The organism is Paenibacillus sp. NRS-1781 (assembly GCF_050467745.1).
GTDB lineage: Bacteria > Bacillota > Bacilli > Paenibacillales > Paenibacillaceae > Paenibacillus > Paenibacillus terrae_A.
The window spans coordinates 149,654-171,268 of record NZ_JBITPI010000024.1 but is presented as its reverse complement, the minus strand read 5'-3'; the positions used below and the strand labels follow the sequence as shown (position 1 = coordinate 171,268).

Annotated in this window: 14 protein-coding genes; 7 read left to right on the top strand and 7 right to left on the bottom strand. The window is 49.7% G+C overall.

Annotated features, from left to right (window positions below; all coding sequences use genetic code 11):
* The first annotated feature begins 202 nt into the window (after positions 1-202).
* Entirely contained in the window at positions 203-2,581 is a 2,379-nt protein-coding gene (gene helD, locus ACIFO6_RS09875; protein ID WP_430040619.1) for an RNA polymerase recycling motor HelD, read from the top strand.
* Positions 2,582-2,656: 75 nt separating this feature from the next.
* Positions 2,657-4,498, top strand: a complete 1,842-nt coding sequence (locus tag ACIFO6_RS09870) for an adenine deaminase (protein WP_430040404.1) — start codon at positions 2,657-2,659, stop codon at positions 4,496-4,498.
* A gap of 105 nt (positions 4,499-4,603) precedes the next feature.
* Here the strand turns inward: ACIFO6_RS09870 and ACIFO6_RS09865 are convergent, their stop codons facing one another.
* A complete protein-coding gene (locus tag ACIFO6_RS09865; RefSeq protein ID WP_430040402.1) occupies positions 4,604-5,533 on the bottom strand; it encodes an AraC family transcriptional regulator in 930 nt (309 codons plus the stop codon).
* 187 nt (positions 5,534-5,720) lie between these two features.
* On the opposite strand from ACIFO6_RS09865, the gene yicI reads away from it, so the two are divergent.
* The gene (gene yicI / locus ACIFO6_RS09860) at positions 5,721-8,045 is read left to right on the top strand and encodes an alpha-xylosidase (RefSeq protein WP_430040400.1); all 2,325 of its coding nucleotides are present in this window, start codon (positions 5,721-5,723) and stop codon (positions 8,043-8,045) included.
* A 146-nt stretch (positions 8,046-8,191) separates the two neighbouring features.
* Here the strand turns inward: yicI and ACIFO6_RS09855 are convergent, their stop codons facing one another.
* Entirely contained in the window at positions 8,192-9,142 is a 951-nt protein-coding gene (locus ACIFO6_RS09855; RefSeq protein ID WP_430040398.1) for a serine hydrolase domain-containing protein, read from the bottom strand.
* Between the two features lie 316 nt (positions 9,143-9,458).
* Here ACIFO6_RS09855 and ACIFO6_RS09850 point away from each other — a divergent pair, with 316 nt between their 5' ends.
* Together ACIFO6_RS09850 and ACIFO6_RS09845 are read left to right on the top strand one after the other, a co-directional pair.
* Positions 9,459-11,174 carry a methyl-accepting chemotaxis protein gene (locus tag ACIFO6_RS09850; protein WP_430040396.1) on the top strand — a complete coding sequence of 572 codons (1,716 nt, stop codon included), beginning with the start codon at positions 9,459-9,461 and terminating at the stop codon, positions 11,172-11,174.
* A 90-nt stretch (positions 11,175-11,264) separates the two neighbouring features.
* Complete coding sequence (locus ACIFO6_RS09845) at positions 11,265-12,575, top strand: MFS transporter (protein WP_430040394.1); 1,311 nt, start codon at positions 11,265-11,267, stop codon at positions 12,573-12,575.
* 71 nt (positions 12,576-12,646) lie between these two features.
* Here ACIFO6_RS09845 and ACIFO6_RS09840 read toward each other — a convergent pair whose 3' ends face one another.
* From ACIFO6_RS09840 to fsa, 3 genes are all read right to left on the bottom strand, one after another.
* Positions 12,647-13,846, bottom strand: a complete 1,200-nt coding sequence (locus tag ACIFO6_RS09840; protein ID WP_430040392.1) for an MFS transporter — start codon at positions 13,844-13,846, stop codon at positions 12,647-12,649.
* 1 nt (position 13,847) lies between these two features.
* On the bottom strand, positions 13,848-14,303 hold the full coding sequence (locus ACIFO6_RS09835) for a MarR family winged helix-turn-helix transcriptional regulator (protein ID WP_430040390.1): 456 nt from the start codon (positions 14,301-14,303) through the stop codon (positions 13,848-13,850).
* 178 nt (positions 14,304-14,481) lie between these two features.
* The gene (gene fsa / locus ACIFO6_RS09830) at positions 14,482-15,129 is read right to left on the bottom strand and encodes a fructose-6-phosphate aldolase (protein ID WP_044646942.1); all 648 of its coding nucleotides are present in this window, start codon (positions 15,127-15,129) and stop codon (positions 14,482-14,484) included.
* 187 nt (positions 15,130-15,316) lie between these two features.
* Between fsa and ACIFO6_RS09825 the strand changes: the two genes are divergently transcribed.
* Positions 15,317-16,033: a CBS domain-containing protein gene (locus tag ACIFO6_RS09825; RefSeq protein ID WP_430040388.1), complete on the top strand. Its 717-nt coding sequence runs from the start codon at positions 15,317-15,319 to the stop codon at positions 16,031-16,033.
* 24 nt (positions 16,034-16,057) lie between these two features.
* Complete coding sequence (locus tag ACIFO6_RS09820; protein ID WP_430040386.1) at positions 16,058-16,684, top strand: TraX family protein; 627 nt, start codon at positions 16,058-16,060, stop codon at positions 16,682-16,684.
* 81 nt (positions 16,685-16,765) lie between these two features.
* Here ACIFO6_RS09820 and ACIFO6_RS09815 read toward each other — a convergent pair whose 3' ends face one another.
* Together ACIFO6_RS09815 and ACIFO6_RS09810 are read right to left on the bottom strand one after the other, a co-directional pair.
* Positions 16,766-17,764, bottom strand: coding sequence for a polysaccharide deacetylase family protein (locus tag ACIFO6_RS09815; protein ID WP_430040384.1), 999 nt, complete (start codon positions 17,762-17,764; stop codon positions 16,766-16,768).
* Positions 17,765-17,882: 118 nt separating this feature from the next.
* Positions 17,883-21,578 (bottom strand): amino acid adenylation domain-containing protein, encoded by a 3,696-nt coding sequence (locus ACIFO6_RS09810; RefSeq protein ID WP_430040382.1) that lies wholly within the window; start codon positions 21,576-21,578, stop codon positions 17,883-17,885.
* Positions 21,579-21,615: the final 37 nt, after the last annotated feature.

Genomic DNA, 21,615 nt, shown 5'->3' with positions numbered 1-21,615 from the left:
TAAACTTGCTACAATAGAGAATGCTATGTTTATGATAAAACCGTGATTTTAAAGTCGTTATTAACACTTCTTATCACATTATAGCATGTTTCAAAGTGTAAGTCAATTTTCCCGGATCAGAGGGATGCCAGGGGTATACCCAGGTCCATAATAGAGCATAGTTTAGCCCTGCGGTGGAGCAGGAGGAAACGGAACAGGAGTGATGCCAGTGGCTACTGAGCAGCAATGGAACGAGGAACAACGGAGAGTAGAGGACGTGACTGCTGTCATTAGCGGGCGAATTCGGAGGCTTGAGACGGAGGTTGGCTCTGTACGCGGAGATGTCGTAGATATGCGTAAAGACTTTTGGGATGAGGTAACGATCAATTTCAGCGAGGCGGATGATGTGGGCGAGACCTCCACCAGCTTGCGTCAGCAATCCGAAATTTTGTCGGAAAGGGAGCGCAGGCACAAGCATTCCACTGAGGCGTTGGGCCGTTTGAAAAAGCTGCTGGAATCACCGTATTTTGCACGTATTGATTTCGCTGAGGAAGGGCAGCCCGCAGAGCGTGTTTATCTGGGGATCGCCTCCCTGCTGGATCATCAGGACGAGGAATTTCTGGTCTATGACTGGCGTGCGCCTATTTCCAATCTGTATTACGATCATATGCCGGGTCCCGCTTCCTATAAGTCTCCGGCAGGGGAAATGGAAGGAGAACTGACGCTCAAGCGCCAATTCTCGATCCGAGGTGGACAGATTCGTTTTATGTTCGATACAGGGGTAACGATTGGAGACGAGCTGCTCCAGGCGGTGCTGAGCCGCAGCTCGGATGCTCAGATGAAAAGTATCGTGGCAACCATCCAAAGGGAGCAGAATCGCATCATTCGTGATGATCGAAGCCGGATGCTTATCGTACAGGGGGCGGCAGGAAGCGGCAAAACATCTGCTGCGCTCCAGAGAGCAGCCTATTTGCTGTATAAGTACCGTGACCGCTTGCGCGCGGATCAGGTAGTGCTATTTTCGCCCAATCCGATGTTTAACAGTTATGTTTCAACGGTACTGCCTGAATTGGGTGAGGAAAACATGCTCCAGGCCACGCTTCAGGAGTATTTGGAGCGTCGGCTGGGCCGGGAGTTTCAATTGGAAGACCCTTTTGAGCAGCTGGAATATGTATTGTCCGCATCGTCACAGCCGGGGTATGAGGCCAGAATGGAAGGCATCCGTTTTAAGTCGTCCAAGACGTTTTTGCAAGCCATTACCGGATATAAGGCGTATTTAGAGCAGGAGGGTATGCGTTTTAAACCGATCCGGTTTCAAGGGCGCGAGGTGGTTCCATTGGAGGAAATGGTGCATAAGTTTTATGGATTTGATTCTTCGGTTCGGCTGGCGAATCGGCTGGAGCTGCTGAGGGACTGGATGCTCAAGGAGCTGGCCCGTTTTGGGAAAGAGGAATGCTCCGCTCCATGGGTGGACCAGCAGATGGACCTGATGGAGCCGGAGGATTACCAGCGTGCTTATAATCGCATGCGGCGTAAATCCAAGAATACAGGCCATACCTTTGACGATTTTACACGTGAACGGGAAATATTGGCGCGTATGGTGGTCAGTGACCGCTTGAAGCCCTTGCGTAAATGGATCAAAGCACTTCGCTTTGTGGATACGACCCGCTTATATAGCGAGTTGTTCCTGAATGAGACGCTACTAAGCCAGCTGGCCAATCACGCCGAGCTGCCAGATAGCTGGAGCGAAATCAGTCGTCAAACCCTGGAACGGATGCAGGCTGGGGAGCTGGCGTATGAGGACGTGACACCATTTTTATATCTGCGTGAGCTGATGTTGGGCTTCCGTTCCAATAGCCATATCCGTCATGTGTTTATTGATGAAGCACAGGACTATTCACCGTTTCAACTGGCTTTTTTCAAGCGCTTGTTTCCGCAGGCTAAAATGACGGCACTGGGCGATTTTAATCAGGCGATCTACGCGCATGCTTCGGTGCTTCAGGATGCGGAACCTCTCTATGAGCTGTATGGAGCGGAACAGACTGAGATGATCTCTCTGACACGCAGCTACCGCTCGACTCAGGAAATTGTGGAGTTTACCCGGGAAATGGTGGCCGGAGGCGAGCATATTGTACCGTTTAACCGCAAGGGTGAGAAGCCACGTGTTACGGAGGTACGTTCGCGTGAAACGCTGCATCGTCTGATCGTCGGAAACATCACGGAATTGCTGGCAGAAGGCTATGAATCCGTGGCAGTGATCTGCAAAAATGCCGGAGAAAGTGCGGCAGCTTATGAAGCGCTTGAAGGAGAGTTGCCTGTGAAGCCAAGGCTGATCAAGAAGACAACCCCGGCTTTTGAAAAGGGAGTCCATATCATTCCGGCTTACCTGGCAAAAGGCGTGGAATTTGATGTGGTCCTGATCTATGATGGTTCAGCGGAGCAATATCAGCGTGAAAGTGAGCGCAAGCTGTTCTACACTGCCTGTACACGGGCTATGCATTTGCTGCACATCTATACGATAGGCGAAATTACACCGTTCGTGAGTTCGCAGGGATCGGATACGTATACCTATAAAGTGGAAGAAAGTGATCCAGTTCTGTAAGACTGGCATAATTGTAAGTATTCCAGTAACATAAGCAAAACAGGTCAGAAGCATAAACGGAGGTTACCAATCGTAATGGACATGAAGAGTGTATTTCAACGCCCGCCGCTGGCGGACTGTGTACCCGAGCTGGTAGCTACAGCCAGAGGGGAGCGCAAGGCATCGCTGGTTATCCGCGGAGGAACCCTGGTCAATGTGGTATCGGGCGAATTATTACCGGGAATGTCTATTGCTGTGCAGGGCTCCCGTATCGCATACGTCGGTCGGGACGTTAGCCATACCATCGGAGAAGACACAGTAATCATCGAAGCGGAAGGCCGCTATATGGCACCGGGATTACTGGACGGACATTGTCACATCGAAAGCACGCAGCTTACGGTAACCGAGTTTGCAAAAGCGGTGCTGCCGCTGGGCGTGACGGGCGGATTTTTTGACCCGCATGAAATTTCCAATGTGCTCGGTCTGAAAGGGCTTCGTCTGATGCTTGATGAAGCACGTACGACACCGCTGGCTGCTTACATGCAGGTGGCTTCTTGTGTTCCGTCCACAGGGCCGGAACTGGAAACGACAGGGGCCTCCTTCGGCCCGGCGGAAGTCGAGGAAGCCTTAAGCTGGGGCCCGGATATGATCGGGCTGGGCGAAGTTATGAATTTCCCGGGCGTCGTCTATGGAGACGATGTGATGATCGGGGAAATTCAGGCCACGCTGCGGGCGGGCAAGGTGGCGGACGGCCATTTTACATGGGCCTCCGACGATTGGCGGCTGCCGGTGTATGCAGCCGCAGGGATTACGGGCGACCACGAGTGTGTCACGCCCGAGGATGTAGCCGAGCGTATCCGGCTCGGCATGTATGCCAAAATGCGGCAGGGCTCCGCATGGCATGATGTGGCCGAGACCATCCGCGCCAGCACGGAAATGGGCCTCGACACCCGTCGCATGATGCTGGTGACGGATGACCGCAGCGCGGAATCCTTGCTCCATGAGGGTCAGATGGACTTCGTCGTCCGTCATGCCATTGCGCAGGGCGTCAAGCCCGTGACTGCGTTTCAGATGGCTACGCTGAATACGGCAGAGCGCTTCGGCGTAGCTCGGGATATCGGCTCGATTATTCCGGGGGCGATTGCCGATATTATTTTGCTTGATGGCCGTCTGGCTGAAGTGAACGTGACCGCTACGATTGCGGCGGGTCAACTGGTGGCCGAGCACGACCAAATGGTCGCCGATTGGGAGGGCTTCGTTTATCCTGCGGAAGTGATGGACACGGTCCGTCTGGGACGCGACCTGAGTGCTGCGGATTTCCGCATTGCAGCTCCAGTACAGGAGGGGAACGTAACTGTACGGGTCATTCGTGTCACGGAAAATCATGTGGACACGAAGGAAGTGCGGATGACCGTTCCGGTCCGGGGTGGTGAGGTCACGGCAGATCCCGCGCAGGATTTGTGCAAAATAGCCGTCTTCGAGCGGCATCATGCCAGTGGCAGCCACGCGGTGGCACTCGTGACAGGCGTCGGTTTCACCGAGCCAGCCGCCATTGCCATGACTGTGGCGCATGACAGCCACAACCTGCTCGTCATTGGCAACGATGACGAGTTGATGACCCAGGCGGCGAAGCAGGCCGTGGCTATGCGCGGCGGCGTAGTGGTCGTGTCCGCCTCGGGCGAAACGAGCTTCCCGCTGCCTATCGCCGGGCTGATGTCTCCTGCGCCGTTTGCAGAGGTGGCCGCGCAGTCCGAGAGCATAAGCCGGGCACTTCATCAATCCGGCTGTGTGCTGAACAACGCGCTGATGACATTGTCGCTGCTGGCGCTGGTCGTCATTCCTGAAATCCGCCTGTCGGATCAGGGACTTGTTGTGATCGGAGCAGACGGTATCCGCAAGGTATCGCTCTTCGTGGAAGAGGATGCTGCGGAAGCCTGACAGGCTACTTTGCCCATCCGGGTGTAGCTACGATATGTGTTTTTTGAAAGGGGGGTGTCCCACAAGGTCTGTAAAGACTGGAGGGATAGCCCCTGTTTTCTGTATTCAACTTATATCTGTGACAAAGGGGACTGCTGCAAGCATCTGCTCGGCTTCGTGCTGCTTGCGATATCGTGAAGGAGGCATGCCGTTCCATTTTTTAAAGGTTGCGATAAAATAACTCAGATTATCAAAGCCAACCTCCAGCGCAATATCGACCACCTTGCGGTCACTTTGCTCCAGCAGTCTGCAAGCCTTCTGAACCCGGTGATAATTGATGTATTCGACCGGGCTTTTTTGCACCATCTGCTTGAAGAAACGGCAAAAGTGTCCCTCGCTCATACGAATTTCATCCGCGATATCCCGCAAACGAATGGGCTCATGAGCATGACTGTTGATGTACGCCAGCGCTTTTTTGATTCGTTCGACTTTGCTGCGCTGACCTGCCATAATCACGTCTTCTCCGTTAGCCAGGGTCATATGAGGATACATGCTGGCGATGATGCCATAGAGCTGTGCTTTGGTCGCCAGCTCACGGGCAGGCGCATTCTGCTCATGGCTGGTGATGATGCGGCGCAGCGAGGTCAGTACCTCCTGTTCCCAAGGCAGGACCCCGCGAATGTGAGGGGGAACGATGAGCTTTTTGCTGATAAAAGGGTCGATAAACTGCTCCTGCACCGTATCCTGTGTCCGGCTGTGCAGCAGATCGGGATGAAACACCACAGCAGAGAATACGCAGCTTGGCGCTTTTTTTAAATATCCGGCGTGTAGCTCTCCGCTGTTGACAAAAAGAGCCTCACCTTCGCTGACCTCGGTGTATTCCATATCCGTCTGAAAGACGGCGCTACCCTGCTCCACGACGATAAACTCCATTTCCTCATGCCAATGAGACTCCAGCACGCTGTTTCCGTTCAACTGCTCTACGCTCGGATACACGCTGACCGGATACATGGGATTACCATGAATACGGTTTTCCCGCAGCATTTCCCGATTCATTTCATCCACTCCCTTCCTGATTTTTGTTTTGTATAGAAAATATCAAAATATTGATACAATACGTCAAAATAAAAGAAGTAAACCCTTACATAAATCAATATTATTATAGTAAGGATTTCGAAAAAATCCAACAAGCGATTTTATTTGGGTTCAACAATATATAGATCGAAACGGAGGAAATAAACAGATGAAATTTACAGATGGCTATTGGATGGTCCGCAAAGGCTATGAGATCCAAAATCCTGCGGAAATCCGTGATATTGTGACGGACGATGCTTCCATGACGGTATACGCGTCGACCCACCGGATCGAGCATAAAGGAGACACCCTGAACGGGGCGTTGCTGAAAGCGACCTATAGCTCGCCGATGCCGAATGTCATTCGGGTACGCTTTAACCACCACAAGGGGCGGGTGCATCATGGACCGGATTTTGAAATTCATACCTTGCCAACAGAGGTGGATATTACGGCAGGTGAGGACGCAGCGGTGTTGAAAAGCGGTAATCTGAGTGTGCGTGTCGGTCGTGGAAAGAGCTGGGACGTAGGTTTTTATGTGGAGGATCGTAAAATCACGGGTAGCGGACATCGTGGGCCTGGATACATTACAGACCCACAGGATCAGCCTTTTTTCCGGGAGCAGCTGGAGTTGGGAATCGGGGAGTACGTATATGGCCTCGGGGAACGCTTCACTCCATTTGTGAAAAATGGGCAGGTGGTCGATATCTGGAATGAGGACGGCGGCACGAGCAGTGAGCAGGCGTACAAAAACATTCCATTTTACCTGTCTAATAAAGGGTATGGTGTGTTTGTCAATCATCCGGAAAAGGTATCGTATGAAATTGCATCGGAAAATGTCTCGAAGGTGCAGTTTAGCGTCTCTGGCGAATCGTTAGAGTATTTTATTATTGGCGGAGCCAACCCTAAAGAGGTGCTGGACAATTACACCAAGCTGACGGGCAAGCCCGCGTTACCACCTGCCTGGACCTTTGGTTTATGGCTGACGACCTCGTTCACGACCGATTATGATGAAGCGACGGTGAATCATTTTGTGGACGGGATGGCTGAGCGTGATTTGCCGCTCTCTGTATTCCATTTTGACTGCTTCTGGATGAAGGAATACCAATGGTGCGATTTCCAATGGGATCAAGATATGTTCCCGGACCCGGAAGGTATGCTACAGCGATTGAAAGCGAAGGGACTCAAAATTTGCGCTTGGATTAACCCGTATATTGCGGAAAAATCCATTTTATTCGATGAAGGCATGGAGAACGGGTATCTGGTCAAAACCGCTGATGGCGGCGTGTGGCAATGGGACATGTGGCAGGCGGGTATGGGGCTGGTTGACTTTACGAATCCAGCTGCGGTGGCCTGGTATCAGGAAAAGCTGAAGGTGCTGGTGGATCAGGGTGTGGATTGTTTTAAAACGGATTTTGGCGAGCGGATTCCTACGAATGTGGTGTATCATGACGGCTCTGATCCGGTGAAAATGCACAATTATTACACGCATTTGTACAACAAGGCTGTATTTGACGTGCTGGAGGAAAAGCTGGGTAAAAATGAAGCGGCGTTGTTCGCACGTTCTGCTACGGCGGGGGGACAGCAGTTCCCGGTTCACTGGGGCGGTGACTGCTCGTCGACATATGAGTCGATGGCGGAATCGCTGCGGGGCGGCTTATCGCTTGGCTTGAGCGGCTTTGGCTTCTGGAGCCATGATATTAGCGGCTTTGAATTAACGGCTGCGCCGGACGTGTATAAACGGTGGGTACAATTTGGACTTTTGTCTTCCCACAGTCGTCTGCACGGAAATGAATCGTACCGCGTGCCTTGGCTGTTCGATGAAGAATCCGTGGATGTGGTACGCAGCTTTACGAAGCTCAAATGTTCATTAATGCCGTATCTGTATCCGTCCGCTGTGGAATCCTCGGTGAAGGGTCTGCCGATGATGCGGGCAATGGTGCTGGAATTCCCGCAGGACCCGACCTGTGCAACGCTGGATCTGCAATATATGCTGGGCGATTCCATTTTGGTGGCTCCGGTCTTTAATAAGGAAGGCAACGTACAGTATTACGTACCGGAGGGCCAGTGGACGAATCTGTTGACGAATGAAACCGTGTCGGGTGGTCGCTGGGTTAACGAGCAGCACGATTTTACAACCCTGCCCGTGCTGGTGAAGCCGAACACGCTGCTGGCAATCGGTCATGAGGACAGCCGTCCGGATTATGATTATGCAGAGCAAGTGGCTTTTCACTTGTTCGAGCTGGGTGAAGGGCAGCAGGCTCGGACGGTTATCGTGAACACTTCTGGTGAAGAAGAGCTAACCGTCACTGCCAGTCGCAAGGATGCTGTGATTACGGTGAAGACTGAGGGTACGGTTAAACCATGGTCACTGGTACTGCGGGGCATGCACGAGGCTATTCAGGTCGAGGGTGGTAGCAGTCAAGCGGGAGAGCAGGGTGTGATCATTACGCCAGCCTCAAGCGGACAGCAGGAGCTTGCCATTCACTTGAAATAGGTCATGTACACTCTCGCTCACAAGTAAAATTCGTCTTTCTATAGTGTAGCAATGTATTGCAAAAAGGGGCTTGCCTGATCAAACGGGTAGGCCCTTTTTGCTTTGGAGTCGTAATGGAAATTTTCAACGTAGGTTTCGATTTTTATTTACCCTTGCTGAATAAGCATCGGTACGATGTACTGCCTGAATATATCCACAGGAGTCCGCTTCTTTGTGAACTTGTCAGCAGTAACAACAACCACCATGTCATAAGACGGGACGACAACAATGTATTGACCGCCAAAGCCGAGCGCGTAATAATAATCCGTTGCAGCGCTTTGCTTCGTTTCGTCTGAAAAGGAAGAAGCCCACCAGTGCCAGCCGTAAAAGGCTTTTTGGGGTTTGGCCGTCGGAAGGAGCGCACGGGTGGACCGTCGGACTGTTTCTGCCTGGATGAACTGACGGCCTTCCCGGCTTCCTTCATTCAGGTAAAGCAGGCCAAATTGGAGCATGTCCATGGGTTTGAGATGCAGCCCAAAGCCACCCGTATGAGTGCCTTGAGGATCGGTTTCCCAGTGGTAGCTTTCGATACCCAGCGGTTGGAATAACTGCTGCTCAGCAAATTCAGCTACCGCTTGTCCAGAAGCATGACGCAAAATGGTAGCCAAAAGCTGAGAACAGCCGGAGTTGTACTCCATTCGCGTACCTGGTACATCAGCGAGCGGCTGCGACAGCACAAATTGCACCCAGTCTGATGTTTTGCTCATCGTCGGAAATGAATTTTGCCCGCCAAATTCAGTCCAGCTAAAGCCCGCGGACATCGTTAACAGATGTTCAATCGTAATATCACGCTTTCGTATATCGCTGTCCTCGGCAATCTGGGGAAAAAATTCGAGGATAGGCGTACCCGGCTGTGGTACGATTTGCTGATCCATGGCGATGCTGACTAATGCGGCAAGCACGCTTTTGGTGCAGGAATTTATTTTATAGAGTTCATTCGCAAATTGAGGTTCACGGTAGTATTCCAGCGCCATGCTCCCATGCTGGAAGATCAGGCAGCTACGGATTTCCAGCTCGGTTAGTCCGCAAACAAGCGGTGTAAGTTCCAGACTACTCAAGTAAGTCCCTCCTTGACATTTATAGTACATGAGCATTTTTCATAGAATGATGCAAAATGCTGACATAAATAAATAGTATATCATTTTTAAAGATCACAAATCCGACTACTCTCATGATCATCTAATAAGAGATGAATATAAGGATAGCGTTACTTTTTTTGTTTTTTATTTCAGAAAAGAACATATTAATTCACCATATTGTCACAATTATATCGGAAAAACTATACACTTTTCTTGTTTCGTTCAAAAACTTCACCGAATTAAACGATATATAGTAAGTTGACATTATATTCAGACATAACTGGGGGACCGATTCATGAATTTAACGATTAAGGCTAAAATGATTATTAGTGCGCTGCTTATTCCGAGTGTAATTGCAGCTATGCTGCTGACAAACTACATTCTGAGCGTACAAAATGAGAATAAATACAAGGATATTGTGAATCGTGAAGAGACTATTGTATATAATTCAAAGTCTCTTCAGTTTTTATTAAACGGGATATCTAATGACGAGCGAGGATACTTGCTAACTCGGGATGAACAATATGGAAAAGGGATTGAAAGCAAGCAGAGCGAAATTGTGAAGCTGCTTCAGCAAACGGAAGCTTTGCTCGATCTGAATGCAGGAGATACGAAGAGAACGATGGATGATTTGAAAATGGGAATCAATTCCTATTTCAACCGCGTCCATGGATTATTGAATACAGCGGGTTACCGGAGTACGATCGATACGTTTCCCCCGTTTTCGGATTTACTCGATATATATGAAAATGAACGGGTTTTACGGAAACAGCTTGATGTGAAAATGATGGCGTTCGTTAAATCTCAGGAGGACATGGTAGCGGCGAAAGTACAAGAAGCCCACCAAACCATGACCAACACGATCTGGATTACGAGCATTCTGGGCTGTCTTATTATCATTTACAGTATTGCACAATCGATCATTTTGATTCGCTCCATCCGGCCGTTGTACCACATGAATGAACAGTTGCTGGAGATGTCAGCGGGCGGCGGAGATTTGCGTAGTCAACTCGATATTACGACCAAGGACGAGATTGGCATGATTGCCAGCTCGTACAACAAGCTGATCGCGGGCTTTCGCAATATTATTGTGGATGCTCAGGATACAGCCCGTACGATATCTGTGACCGCCGAGCGGGTAAGCCTGAGCACTGAAGAAATGAATCAGGCCAATCGTCATACTTCCGGTGTGATGGAAGAGCTAGCGACTGGCATGGAGTATCAGGTCGATGACATCACACAGACCACAGATGCAGTAAAAGAGCTTGCTCATGGGCTGGAGCATATTGCGGTGACGAGCCAGCAGGTGTACAAGCTGTCGGATACGGCTGCCAAGGACGCAGAAGCAGGAGAGCAATCCATCGGTCAGGCGATGAGGCAGATGGAAAAGGTAAGCGAAAGTGTAGATAGCTCTGCTCGTGCTGTACGTCTGCTTAGTGAACAGGCTGAACAGATCGGAATGATCGGTTCTGTCATTACCGGCATTGCCAAGCAGACAGGGATGCTGGCGCTTAACGCGTCGATTGAAGCCGCCAGAGCAGGAGAACAGGGCAAAGGATTTGCTGTCGTAGCATCTGAGGTAAGAAGACTGTCTGAACAGGTATCCGTTTCAGCAGCGGAAATTACACAATTTGTGCATCATATTCAGGACCATGTGGGTAATGTCGCATCAACCATGCAAGCCGGAACAGTTGAAGTGCAGTCAGGTGTGAAGATCATGGAATCGGCCGAAACGGCATTTCGTCAGATTGGCAGCTCCATTCAGCAGGTCAGCGAACAGATTCACAGTGTGAATCGGTCTGTGGAACAGATGTCCACTGGATCGGGGCAAATGGTGGGAGCCGTGGAGCGTATCCGCGAAGTAGCGGAACAGTCCGCAGGCGGAACCCAGAGCGTCAGCGCAGCGGCTGAGGAGCAGCTGGCTTCCATGGAGGAAATCGCGTCATCCATTCATACGCTGGCAGAAATGTCGAAATTGCTGAATGCAAGGGTTGGAGGATTTAAGGTGTAGCTGTATAAATCCACACGAATGTAAACACAATAACACTTGTTGAACCATTTTGGACAGCTGTGTTATTACTTTTGCAAAGGTGGTAACGGGATGCAACAAAATAAAGGGAATCTGCTTGCATTAGGTTCCATCCCGCTGATGATGACGCTGGGCAATTCCATGCTGATTCCTGTTTTGCCGGAAATCGGACGTAAGCTACATGTCAGCTCCTTTCGCATTAGCATGTTAATTACGGTATATGCGGTAGTTGCCATTTTGCTGATTCCAATCGCGGGATATCTTTCCGACCGATTTGGTCGCAAGGCGGTGATTGTGCCCTGCTTGATCCTGACGGTGATTGGCGGGGGAATTTCTGCGGTGGGGGCATGGCTGCTTCATGATCAGGCAGCGTACTTGACCATTATTGGGGGTCGGTTGCTTCAGGGCGTCGGAGCGGCGGGAGCTTTTCCCATTGTCATTCCGCTCGTGGGGGATTTGTATGAGAACGAGGAAGAAGCCAGCAAAAACCTGGGTGTAGTCGAGACCTATAATACATTCGGTAAAGTGCTAAGCCCAATTCTGGGTGCGGCATTCGGCGCAGTCCTTTGGTTCTTGCCATTGGCAGTGATTCCGGGCCTCTGTCTGATTTCGCTCATTTTGGTGCTTTGGCTGATTCATGCGCCCAAGCGTAAGAACCAACCGATAATGTTTCGAGAGTTTCTGGGAAATGTGAAGCAGGTGCTTGACGAAAAAGGTCGCTGGCTATATGCGATTTTCGCCGTGGGCGGCATTTGTATGTTTGTCATTTTTGGCGTCCTGTTCTACTTATCCGACATACTGGAAAGTCGTTACAACCTTCGTGGGGTCTGGAAAGGGTTCGTGCTGGCGATTCCGTTGGTTTCTCTCTGTCTGTGCTCTTATATCGGAGGAAAAATCATCGGCAAGCACAAAAAACGGATGAAATGGATCGGTTTTTCCGGTTTGGCAGTGTTGACGATCAGCTTTGGCATTCTCGGATTTTTTCAACATATTTATGCGGTGATCGGACTGTTTACATTGGGGGGAGCCGGAATTGGACTGGCACTGCCTTGTTTGGATGCCCTGATTACGAAAGGGATTGAAAAAGAGGAGCGCGGAACGATTACCAGCTTGTACAGCAGTATGCGCTTTGTCGGGGTGTCACTAGGTCCTCCGGTTGTATCCTTGCTGATCGGAAGCAGTGGACATGGTTTGCTTTTTGGCGTGATGGCCGGAGTGGGCGGAATTGCGGCTCTGCTCATGCTGTTTGCGGTCAAACCGAAGCAAGATGAACCCTTAGACGAAAAATCCAGTGAACATATGAACTCCACTGGGGGGCTGACAGACGTATCCCGGAAAAAGCCGCTTTCTTCCAAGCTGAGACGCAAAACCCCGGCCAAATAAGAGCGATCTAAAACCAAAAAGCACCCGATTCCATGAAGCCATGGTGTTGGGTGCTTTTTTTGAAATATGCTTTACCCCTCGACAGGGACACGCGTTTTGGGCTTGCGACCTACAGCAAGCTGAATGATATAGATGAGCAGGAACAATACGATAAACAGCGAGGAAAGGCGATACATCCACGCATAATCGCTGGCTTTGGCGATAATACCAAGAATAAGCGCTCCGGCAGCGACCCCGAAATCAAGGGAATTTAGAAACATACCGTTTGCCATGCCCCGCTGCTTGGGCGACACGACCTGAATCATCCACGTTTGCAAAGTCGGCTGCATTACGCCAAAACCGATGCCATAGCAAAGGGCGGACAGATACATGAAGGCATCATTGTGCGCGTAGGAAAGCAGGATGAGACCGCCGATCAGGAACAGAGAACCGGGGATGAGTAGCGCTTTCGCTCCTTTTTTATCATAGATACGGCCTGAGAAGGGACGTACGATCAGGACGGACAACGCATTAAACAGGAAAAAATAGGCCGGGTGCGACAAATTTGCTTCATCCCCGTAAAGCGTCATAAAGCCGAGCAATCCGCCGTACGTAATAGACATGAGCATGTTCAGCAAGGCGGGAATCCAGAGCTTGCGGTTAAATGTCGGTTTTCGTCCTTCTTCCAAAGGAACCATCGGCGGCTCAACATGTCCTTTCGGCAGGGTACGAATCAGCCAGTAGGCCAGTGGGAAAATAACGATAATGACAGCTGAGGTCGTATATACCAGCAGATTAAAGCTGCCGTATTGCAGCATCGAAATACCGATAGTCGGGCCAATAGACATCGCCAGGCTGGTGGACAGACTGAAATATCCCATTCCTTCACCAAGGCGCTTGGCGGGAATGACATCCGAGGCCATGGTCGGAAAGGCGGTACTGCTCAAACCGAAGCCGATGCCAAACAGCATACGCATGAGAAGCAGCACCGTAATCGTCGGTGAAACGCTGTATCCGAGCGTACCCGCTAATCCGAACAGCAGACCGATGAAAATCAGGGTATTGCGATGCCCTTTTTCCAGCATACGGGCTGAAAAAAGCCTTGCCACAATCGCGCTCAATGCGAACAGCGTAGTGACGAGGCTGACCTGAACGGAACTGGCGTGGAATGTATTTTTAACATACGCAGGGATGGAAGATACGATCATCTGTAATTCCAGAAATAAAAAAAGATTAGATACGGTTAAAACGATAAATTCCTTGGTCCAAAGAGGCTGCTTGCCTTGTTGCATGTTAGTCGTTCTCTCCTTGTTTTTCCGATTGAGTCAGGTTAGCGTGGACTTGTAAAAGAGTTTGACGGAATTGCTCCAGATCAGCAGGGGAAATTCCATTCACAAAATCGTGGTTGGCGCCGCGCTCAACCGGAAGAGTTTCCTCCACGAGCTGTCGACCGGCTTCAGTCAAATGAAGCAAATAAGCTCGACGGTCCTGTGGGCTATTCACACGCTGCACCCAACCCTTTTTGTCCAACAAATCAATTATTCGGGTCGTAGTTGGCTGGTCCTTGACCGCCTTAGCTGCAATTTCCTTCTGATTCAGACCTTCTGCCTGGTAGATTTGATACAGAACCGACCATTGCTCAGGGGAAATATCATAAGGTTTAAGGCGATGCATAAGCTGCTGGCTCATCTTGCGATGGGTAATGCCGAGCAGCATACCGATGGAGCAATCCGGGGGCAAGTTATTCATGAGTAGCTCCTTTCTGTTTTCCGTACATAAATTAATTCAACAGTAAATTAATTGTTAAAACAATTATATGTAAAACAAGTTTTCTTGTCAAAAAAAGTTGTTCACCAATCTAAAAAACAGCCCGCAATATGCGGGCTGTTCGGGTTTAAAGCAATATAGGTTTGCCGTTTCGGGCGAATTAGGCTTTAGGTACAGTTTCCCAGTCCTTCAGGAAGCGTTCAATACCGCTGTCAGTCAGCGGGTGTTTCCACAAGGAAGGGAGCAGGGAGCCAGGAATGGTGGCAATATGCGCACCAGACAGAGCAGCATCTTCCACATGCTTGATGTTACGAATGGAGGCTGCAATGATTTCGGCTTTCAGACCATGAATGTCCAAAATCTGTCTCAGTTCACGAATCAGCTTCATACCATCAACAGCGATATCATCCAGACGTCCTACGAACGGGCTGATAAAAGTAGCGCCAGCTTTGGCAGCCATCAAACCTTGAGCCGCGGAGAAAATCAGCGTTACATTCGTTTTAATCCCGTTTTTGGTCAGTTCGTTACAAGCATACAAACCGTCTTCAGTCATAGGCAGCTTAATAACAACGTTCGGTGCCCATTTGGCAATCTCATAAGCTTCCTTGAGCATATCCTCGGCTTTCAAGCCAATGACCTCAGCACTCACGGGACCTTCAACGATACCGCAAATCTCCTGAATGACTTCCTTGAACACCCGACCTTCCTTAGCGATCAGCGAAGGGTTCGTTGTTACACCATCAACCAGACCCAAACGTTCAATACGTTTGATTTCTTCAATGTTACCAGTATCCAAGAAAAATTTCATTTGATTTCCTCCTCAGGTTTTTTAAAATTTTATAATACATATCACACACCATGTACATCAGCTAAATTAAAGATAGCATATTGCACACGTTAAACTTATAATTAGTATGTATTACATACTCAATTGTGACACATTTTAAAATTGAAAACAAGCTGTCTTTGATTAAAATTTGATGAATTGTCGGAAAATGCGGAAATTTACCGATCTATGCTCATCTATAATGTATACTACCCCATTCTATAAGGAGGTAATCATTATTCAACTGTCTGAAAGACAGCGTGAAATTGTTGATATTGTCCAGCGCCTGGCGCCTGTTACGGGGGATAAAATTGCTGAGGAGTTGGGGCTGACGCGACCGACCCTCCGTTCCGATCTTGCGCTGCTCGTCATGCTCGGTCTGGTAGACGCCAAGCCAAAGGTAGGATATCTGCCAGGCCGTTACCCTAAATACGATAGTCATGTTGGCACCATGCTCAAAAAGCTGACCGTGGCCGATGTGCTCAGTGATCCGATTTTAATTTCTGGTGACGCTACGGCTTACGATGCGGTACTGATGTTATTTCAGCAAAATACTGGTACGTTGATGGTCACAGGAGAGGATCAGGAGCTGATCGGAATTGTTACTCGCAAGGATCTGCTAAAGGTGACGCTGGGGCATACCGATCTTCACGCCGTTCCGGTAACGATGGCAATGACACGACGCGCCCAAATGACGACACTCACTCCGGGCGATTCTCTGCTGGAGGCGATATCCAGGCTCGTTCGTCATCAGGTCAATTGCCTTCCGGTCATGGACGAGCAGTGTATGGAGACCTCCTTCATTCAAACCAATGGATTGGTGGGTCGGGTTACCAAAACGGATATCATGAACGCTATTTTGAGCTTGACGGAAGAGAAGACGTGAAAGAAGAAAAAAAGGGGGCCTTATATGTACTGGTTGGCCATGCTGACCATGCTGATTGATCATGTTGGACTTGTATTTTTTCCGACTGATCCGGCCTGGAGAATTGCCGGCAGGCTTGCTTTTCCAATCTATGCATATGCGCTGTATATGGGGTATGCCCACACTCGGAATATGCGAAGCTATATGCTCCGCTTGCTCGGAATTGCCCTGATTTCTCAGGTGCCCTATATGCTGGCGTTTGATGTGTATAGGCCAAACGTGGTCTGGACGCTGTTGATCTCGCTGCTGACGCTGGCTGCTGCGTCGCGATTGAAGAATTGGGCGGCTATAACAGGCTTATATGTGCTGACAGCTCTGGTCATGGAGCTTAGCCTGATGGATTACGGGGCTTATGGACTGCTGCTCGTCCTCATTTACCGCTATACCCGCTCCTATACGATGGTTGCGGCGCATTTTGCACTGAATGTGGTGTATGATATGGTGCATCACGCGAATCTCCAGCATTTTAGCCTGCTGTCCACCATTCTTATCGAATGCTTTGCATCCGGGGAAAGTGGCTTCTACAGCCGGGCACCGCGCTGGTTGTGGCGCAGCTTTTATCCGGTCCATCTGGCTGTTATTGCAGCCATTCGTCTCTGGCTCAAGTCATAAGCTCATCATCTTCAAAATCAGCAAAAGAACCTTCAAAACCACGATATAGATGGTTTCAAAGGTTCTTTTTTATTCCAAAGTTTAGGACGCTTTGTTAGGACCTTGGGCAAACGGCAACGGTCGTTCCGGAGCGCCTTCCTTCATGTATTGCACCAATACTTCCGGAATATTGTGTATCCCACCTGCATTAACGCGATAGCCATTCGTTTGTCCAGGTGAGTTAATGCCACGCTTCACCGTGAAGGTAACGTCAATGCCCAAGGCGCGGCAAATTTCCAGCGTTTCCTTGGTATATCCTCCATAAGGAAAAGCCAGGACGTTGCGATCATTGTGAAGCTGCTTGATCAGCTTCTTGTCGGCGGTGTCCAAATCATTGTAAACCCGTTGCTTGAATTCGTCCTCGGTTTCCATACGCCCCAGCTTTTTCGAATATACCGGGCCCATGAGAAGCGGTTTTTCCTTGGTGCGTGCTACATTTGTGTATCCATACGCGTGCTGATCATTGGTGTGATTGTAGAAATCAACACCTTCGGCATGCATGTGCCGGATTTGCTCCCACGTCAGCTTCTTAATACCGATGTGCTTGGGATTACTGATCGTGGATGTGATGAGAAAATTGGTTGCAGGTACACGGTACTTTTTCAACACGGGAAAGGTGTCTGTATAAAAAGATTCATAGCCGTCGTCGAAGGTCATAAGTACAGCATTATCGGGCACCTTGGCTTTATATAAAATAAAGTCCGTATATTCTTTCATCGTAATCCAGTGAAAGCCGTTGGCTTTCATTTCATCCAGCTGCTTCGTAAAATTGCTGAGCTTGAGAGCACCGGAATCCGGTGGAGTTTTGGTTACTTCATGATACATCAGGACAATAACCTTGTTCTGGTAATATACTTTATCCGGCGTGGGTGTTAAAGAGAACAGGTGTCGTACCAGCCGATCTGCATTTGCTGTGCGTGTACGGTGAGTTCCTTTAACAAGGGGTGTATGATAGATGGTACGTGCTTCGTACACTAAAATCCCTAAAATAGCTAACATGCTCATAATAAGCATTGTTCTTTTGAATATGACGTGTTTCATATGAATGACATCCCCCGCATGCAGAAAATTCTAAAAGTATAGATATGTAAACCTCATATCAACTAGCAAAATCTAGTTTATCATACCTAATACACGCGGGGAAAATATCACAACTTTGTTACCTCTGTGTTGCTTTTGCGGATACCGATGACGCGATAGGGAAATAACCGATCTCAACCGCATGCTGAATCATATTTCGAATAAATTCCAAATCGGTTGGCGGGCACTTCACGTCAGCCTGCTCCAGTAGCGCGGCGGTCACAGGGCAGCCATATCGGTAAGCGGAATCCTTGGCTCCATCACCTTCCAGCTGACCCATAGCAAGATGCAACGCGTCCTCCTGAATACCGGAAGAGGGGTTCAGCAGCCAAGCGCTATAATCGTCAAACGGCATCGTATCTACTGCATATCCAAGCTGGTTGATCATAGCGATCAACTCATCATATGGCAGCGGATTCGGATTGCAGATATGGAAAATACGGTTCGCGCTTTTTTGATGCACAGACAGCTCTACAATGGCGCGGCTCGCATAGTCAATCGGCGTAAAGTCCGTATGCCAATCAGCCTGTGGCGCTTTGCCCAGCAGCAGCATGGCTTTCATCATCCGATAGTAAGCGTTGCTGTCGATATTGCGCTGGAAGCGTCCGTTAGCCGAATGGGCCGTCAAATTACCTGCACGGTAGATAGAGACAGGCGTGCCTGACTGAGCCGCTTGGAACAACAGCTTTTCCGCAGCGAGCTTACTGTTTGTATACAGATTGTCCACCTGTAGCTCGTCCGGGAAGGAGGACAGTTCCAATGCAGATTCCCATTGTCCTTCATTCGCCAGATCCTCCGGTATGCCCATAGTAGAGACATGATGGAAGGATACACCTGGCTTGGCCTGAGCAATTTTCAACAGCTCCAGTGTTCCGGTTACATTCGTACGGTCAAAGGCAGTCGAATCACCAAAATGGCGAACGTCAGCGGCGCTGTGAATAATGCCGTCTATTTGATGCTCCAGCATATGGCGGTCAACGGTAGAGAGGCCAAGGTCTGCCTGCTCCAGATCACCGTACACAGCTTTGACCCGTCCTTGGAACAGGGCAGAGATATCTTGCCCAAAATATCCTGTCAGTACAGCCTGAATACGCTCGATGCCAGATGGTCCGTCCTGAGATGGGCGTACCATCGCGTACACTTTGGCTGCTGTCCGTTGAAGCAGGTCGTACAGAATGTGCGAACCGAGATAACCTGTAGCCCCGGTCAATAAAACAACATTCATGTCGCGTAATTCGGCTACACCCGCAGTGCCTGACAGCTCGATAGGATGCTCATTCAGGTCTGTTTTTTCTTGTGGAATCGCTAGTGCTTTGCGTTGCGGCATTTGTTCCGTACCCAGTTGCTCCACGTATTCAGCAAGCTCGCGAACGGTTTTGTAGCGGAAAAAGTCTCCAATGCGTAACGCGCCATAACGTGGCTTTAAAATAGCCAGCACATGAATGACACGAAGGGAATCGCCACCGATCAGGAAGAAGTCATCCGTTGCGCCGATGTTGGTTTTGCCAAGTACCTGTGTCCATGCTTCAGCAATGAGCGTTTCTGTTCCTTCTCGAAGAGGTTCCCCGCCGTAGGCGCTGTCCGGCGCCTCGGGAAGCGGAAGCAGGGTCAGCTTCTTGCGATCAATCTTGCCAGTCGGTGAAATTGGCATAGCTTCCAGATGAACGACATGGCTCGGTACAAAATAGGAAGGCAGCTTGCCCGCAATATAAGACTGAATCACGTCTTGCGGAATAGATTGTCCATCCGAAGTGGTGTAATAGCCGACCAGCATATTTTGATCCGTGTGATCCTTGACGGCTACGACAGACACGTCCTGAACGCCTGGATGCTTGGAGAAATGATCTTCAATCTCTCCGATTTCGATCCGGTTGCCCCGGATTTTGAGCTGTGAATCCTTCCGGCTTACGTATTCAATCGTACCGTCTGGCAGCAGCTTGGCGATATCGCCTGAGCGGTACATTTTTTCACCCGGAACAAGTGGGTTGTCCACAAACGATTGTGCTGTCCGTTCCGGCTGATGGAGGTAGCCATGAGCCAGTGCCGGCGTAGCAATGCATACTTCTCCCGGAATGTTAATCGGGCATAGCTTGTTGTCATCGTTGACGATATAGACTTTGTAGTTGTAGATCGGCTTGCCGATCGGGATGTTGACGACGTGCTCAGGCACAGCACCACGAACCCGGTGGGTCGTGGTCGCTACAGTGCACTCGGTCGGTCCATACACGTTAACGATGTCTGTATCTGTACCGAATTTGCTTTGGAACGCCCGAACCTGTGAGCCGTACAGCGCCTCGCCTGCCACGGTGACAATACGTACCTTAGCCAATTTACGGTAGCCCTCGTCTGACAAATACGTGGACAGCTGATTAAAGAATACGGTTGGCAAGATAGTGATGATCGTCGTGCCTGTACGTGCAATGGCTTCTGCGAATTCTTCAACAGACACGCGTTCTTCGGAGGACAGCAGGTACAGCTTGGCACCGTAGAACAAGGCTCCAATCGTATCCCAAACGGATGCATCAAAACTATAGGTGGCGAATTGAGTCAAGACATCCTGAGGTGTAATGTCGCAATCACGTTGTACGACAGCCCCCAGGTTAACGACGCCACGGTGAGCGATCAGGGCCCCTTTCGGCTTGCCTGTCGAGCCGGATGTATAGATCACATAAGCGAGATCATCTGGTCCTACGTTGACGTTAGGATTGCTGGCAGCATAGCCTGCCAGAGGCCCGTTAATGGCCAGAATTTCTTTTACCGTCTCAATGGAGCCGCATAGTTCAGCGGCTTGCCCAGCGAGCGCGGAAGTGGTAAGGACGAAGGGAGAACGCGTGTCTTCGACGATGTAGCTACTCCGATCGGCTGGATGGGCTGGATCGACAGGTACATATACGCCCCCAGCTTTCAGAATACCAAGCAGGGAAATGACGGTTTCCAGGCTTCGCTCCATGAAGATGGTCACGAATTCGCCCTTAGCAAGACCTTTGGACAACAGCACACGTGCGACTTGATTGGCACGTTCATTAAGCTCGCGGTACGTATATTCCCCGGCGTGGGAAGCGATGGCCGGACGATCAGGATACTGCGAAGCGGCTTCCTCGAACATTCCATGAATGGTCTGATGCTCAGGATACTTCACAACTGTATTATTTAAGGCTTCATGAGCAGCCCGATCTGCTTCGGATAAGATGTCAATCGAATTGACAAGGGCATGGCTGTTGGTGAGTGCGCCACGTAGGAGTAATTCGAAGTATTCTGCATACCGGACAACCGTTGTTTCCAGAAGAAGTGAATCATCATACCGAATCTGGATTTGGTAAGTGCCGTTGCTCTCGATGACAGCCCAATCCATGATACGAGGCTCTGCGCCTTCATCCGCCAGCAAATTTGCCGAGAACGAGGTATCAGCCTGCGGGTCTGCCAGATAAGCATGTGGTTTATAGAGCATGTCCTTAAACAAGCCTGCCAGCTCATGGAAAGTAGTATTCTTTTCCATCGTCAGCGAGGCCGTGAGTACACCAGATTGAGGCACTAAAGTAGAGCAGGAGACTTCTTCTTCTGCGGACAGACGATACAACCATGCTGCATACACGGACAGAAGCAAAGCATGTTGTTCTTCCGCCGACGTTTGCTGATGCAAAAGCTTCGAAATGAATGGTTCTAACTCTACCTGATAAGCAGAGTATGTATACTTGCGTTGGAGACGTGCAAAATTCAAAGGAACCAGGAATGGGGATGGCGCTGTTTGTGTACCGTTTTGTAGCAATGAAGTCATTACGCTAACCTCCTGAACATATGATGTCGTAATATGA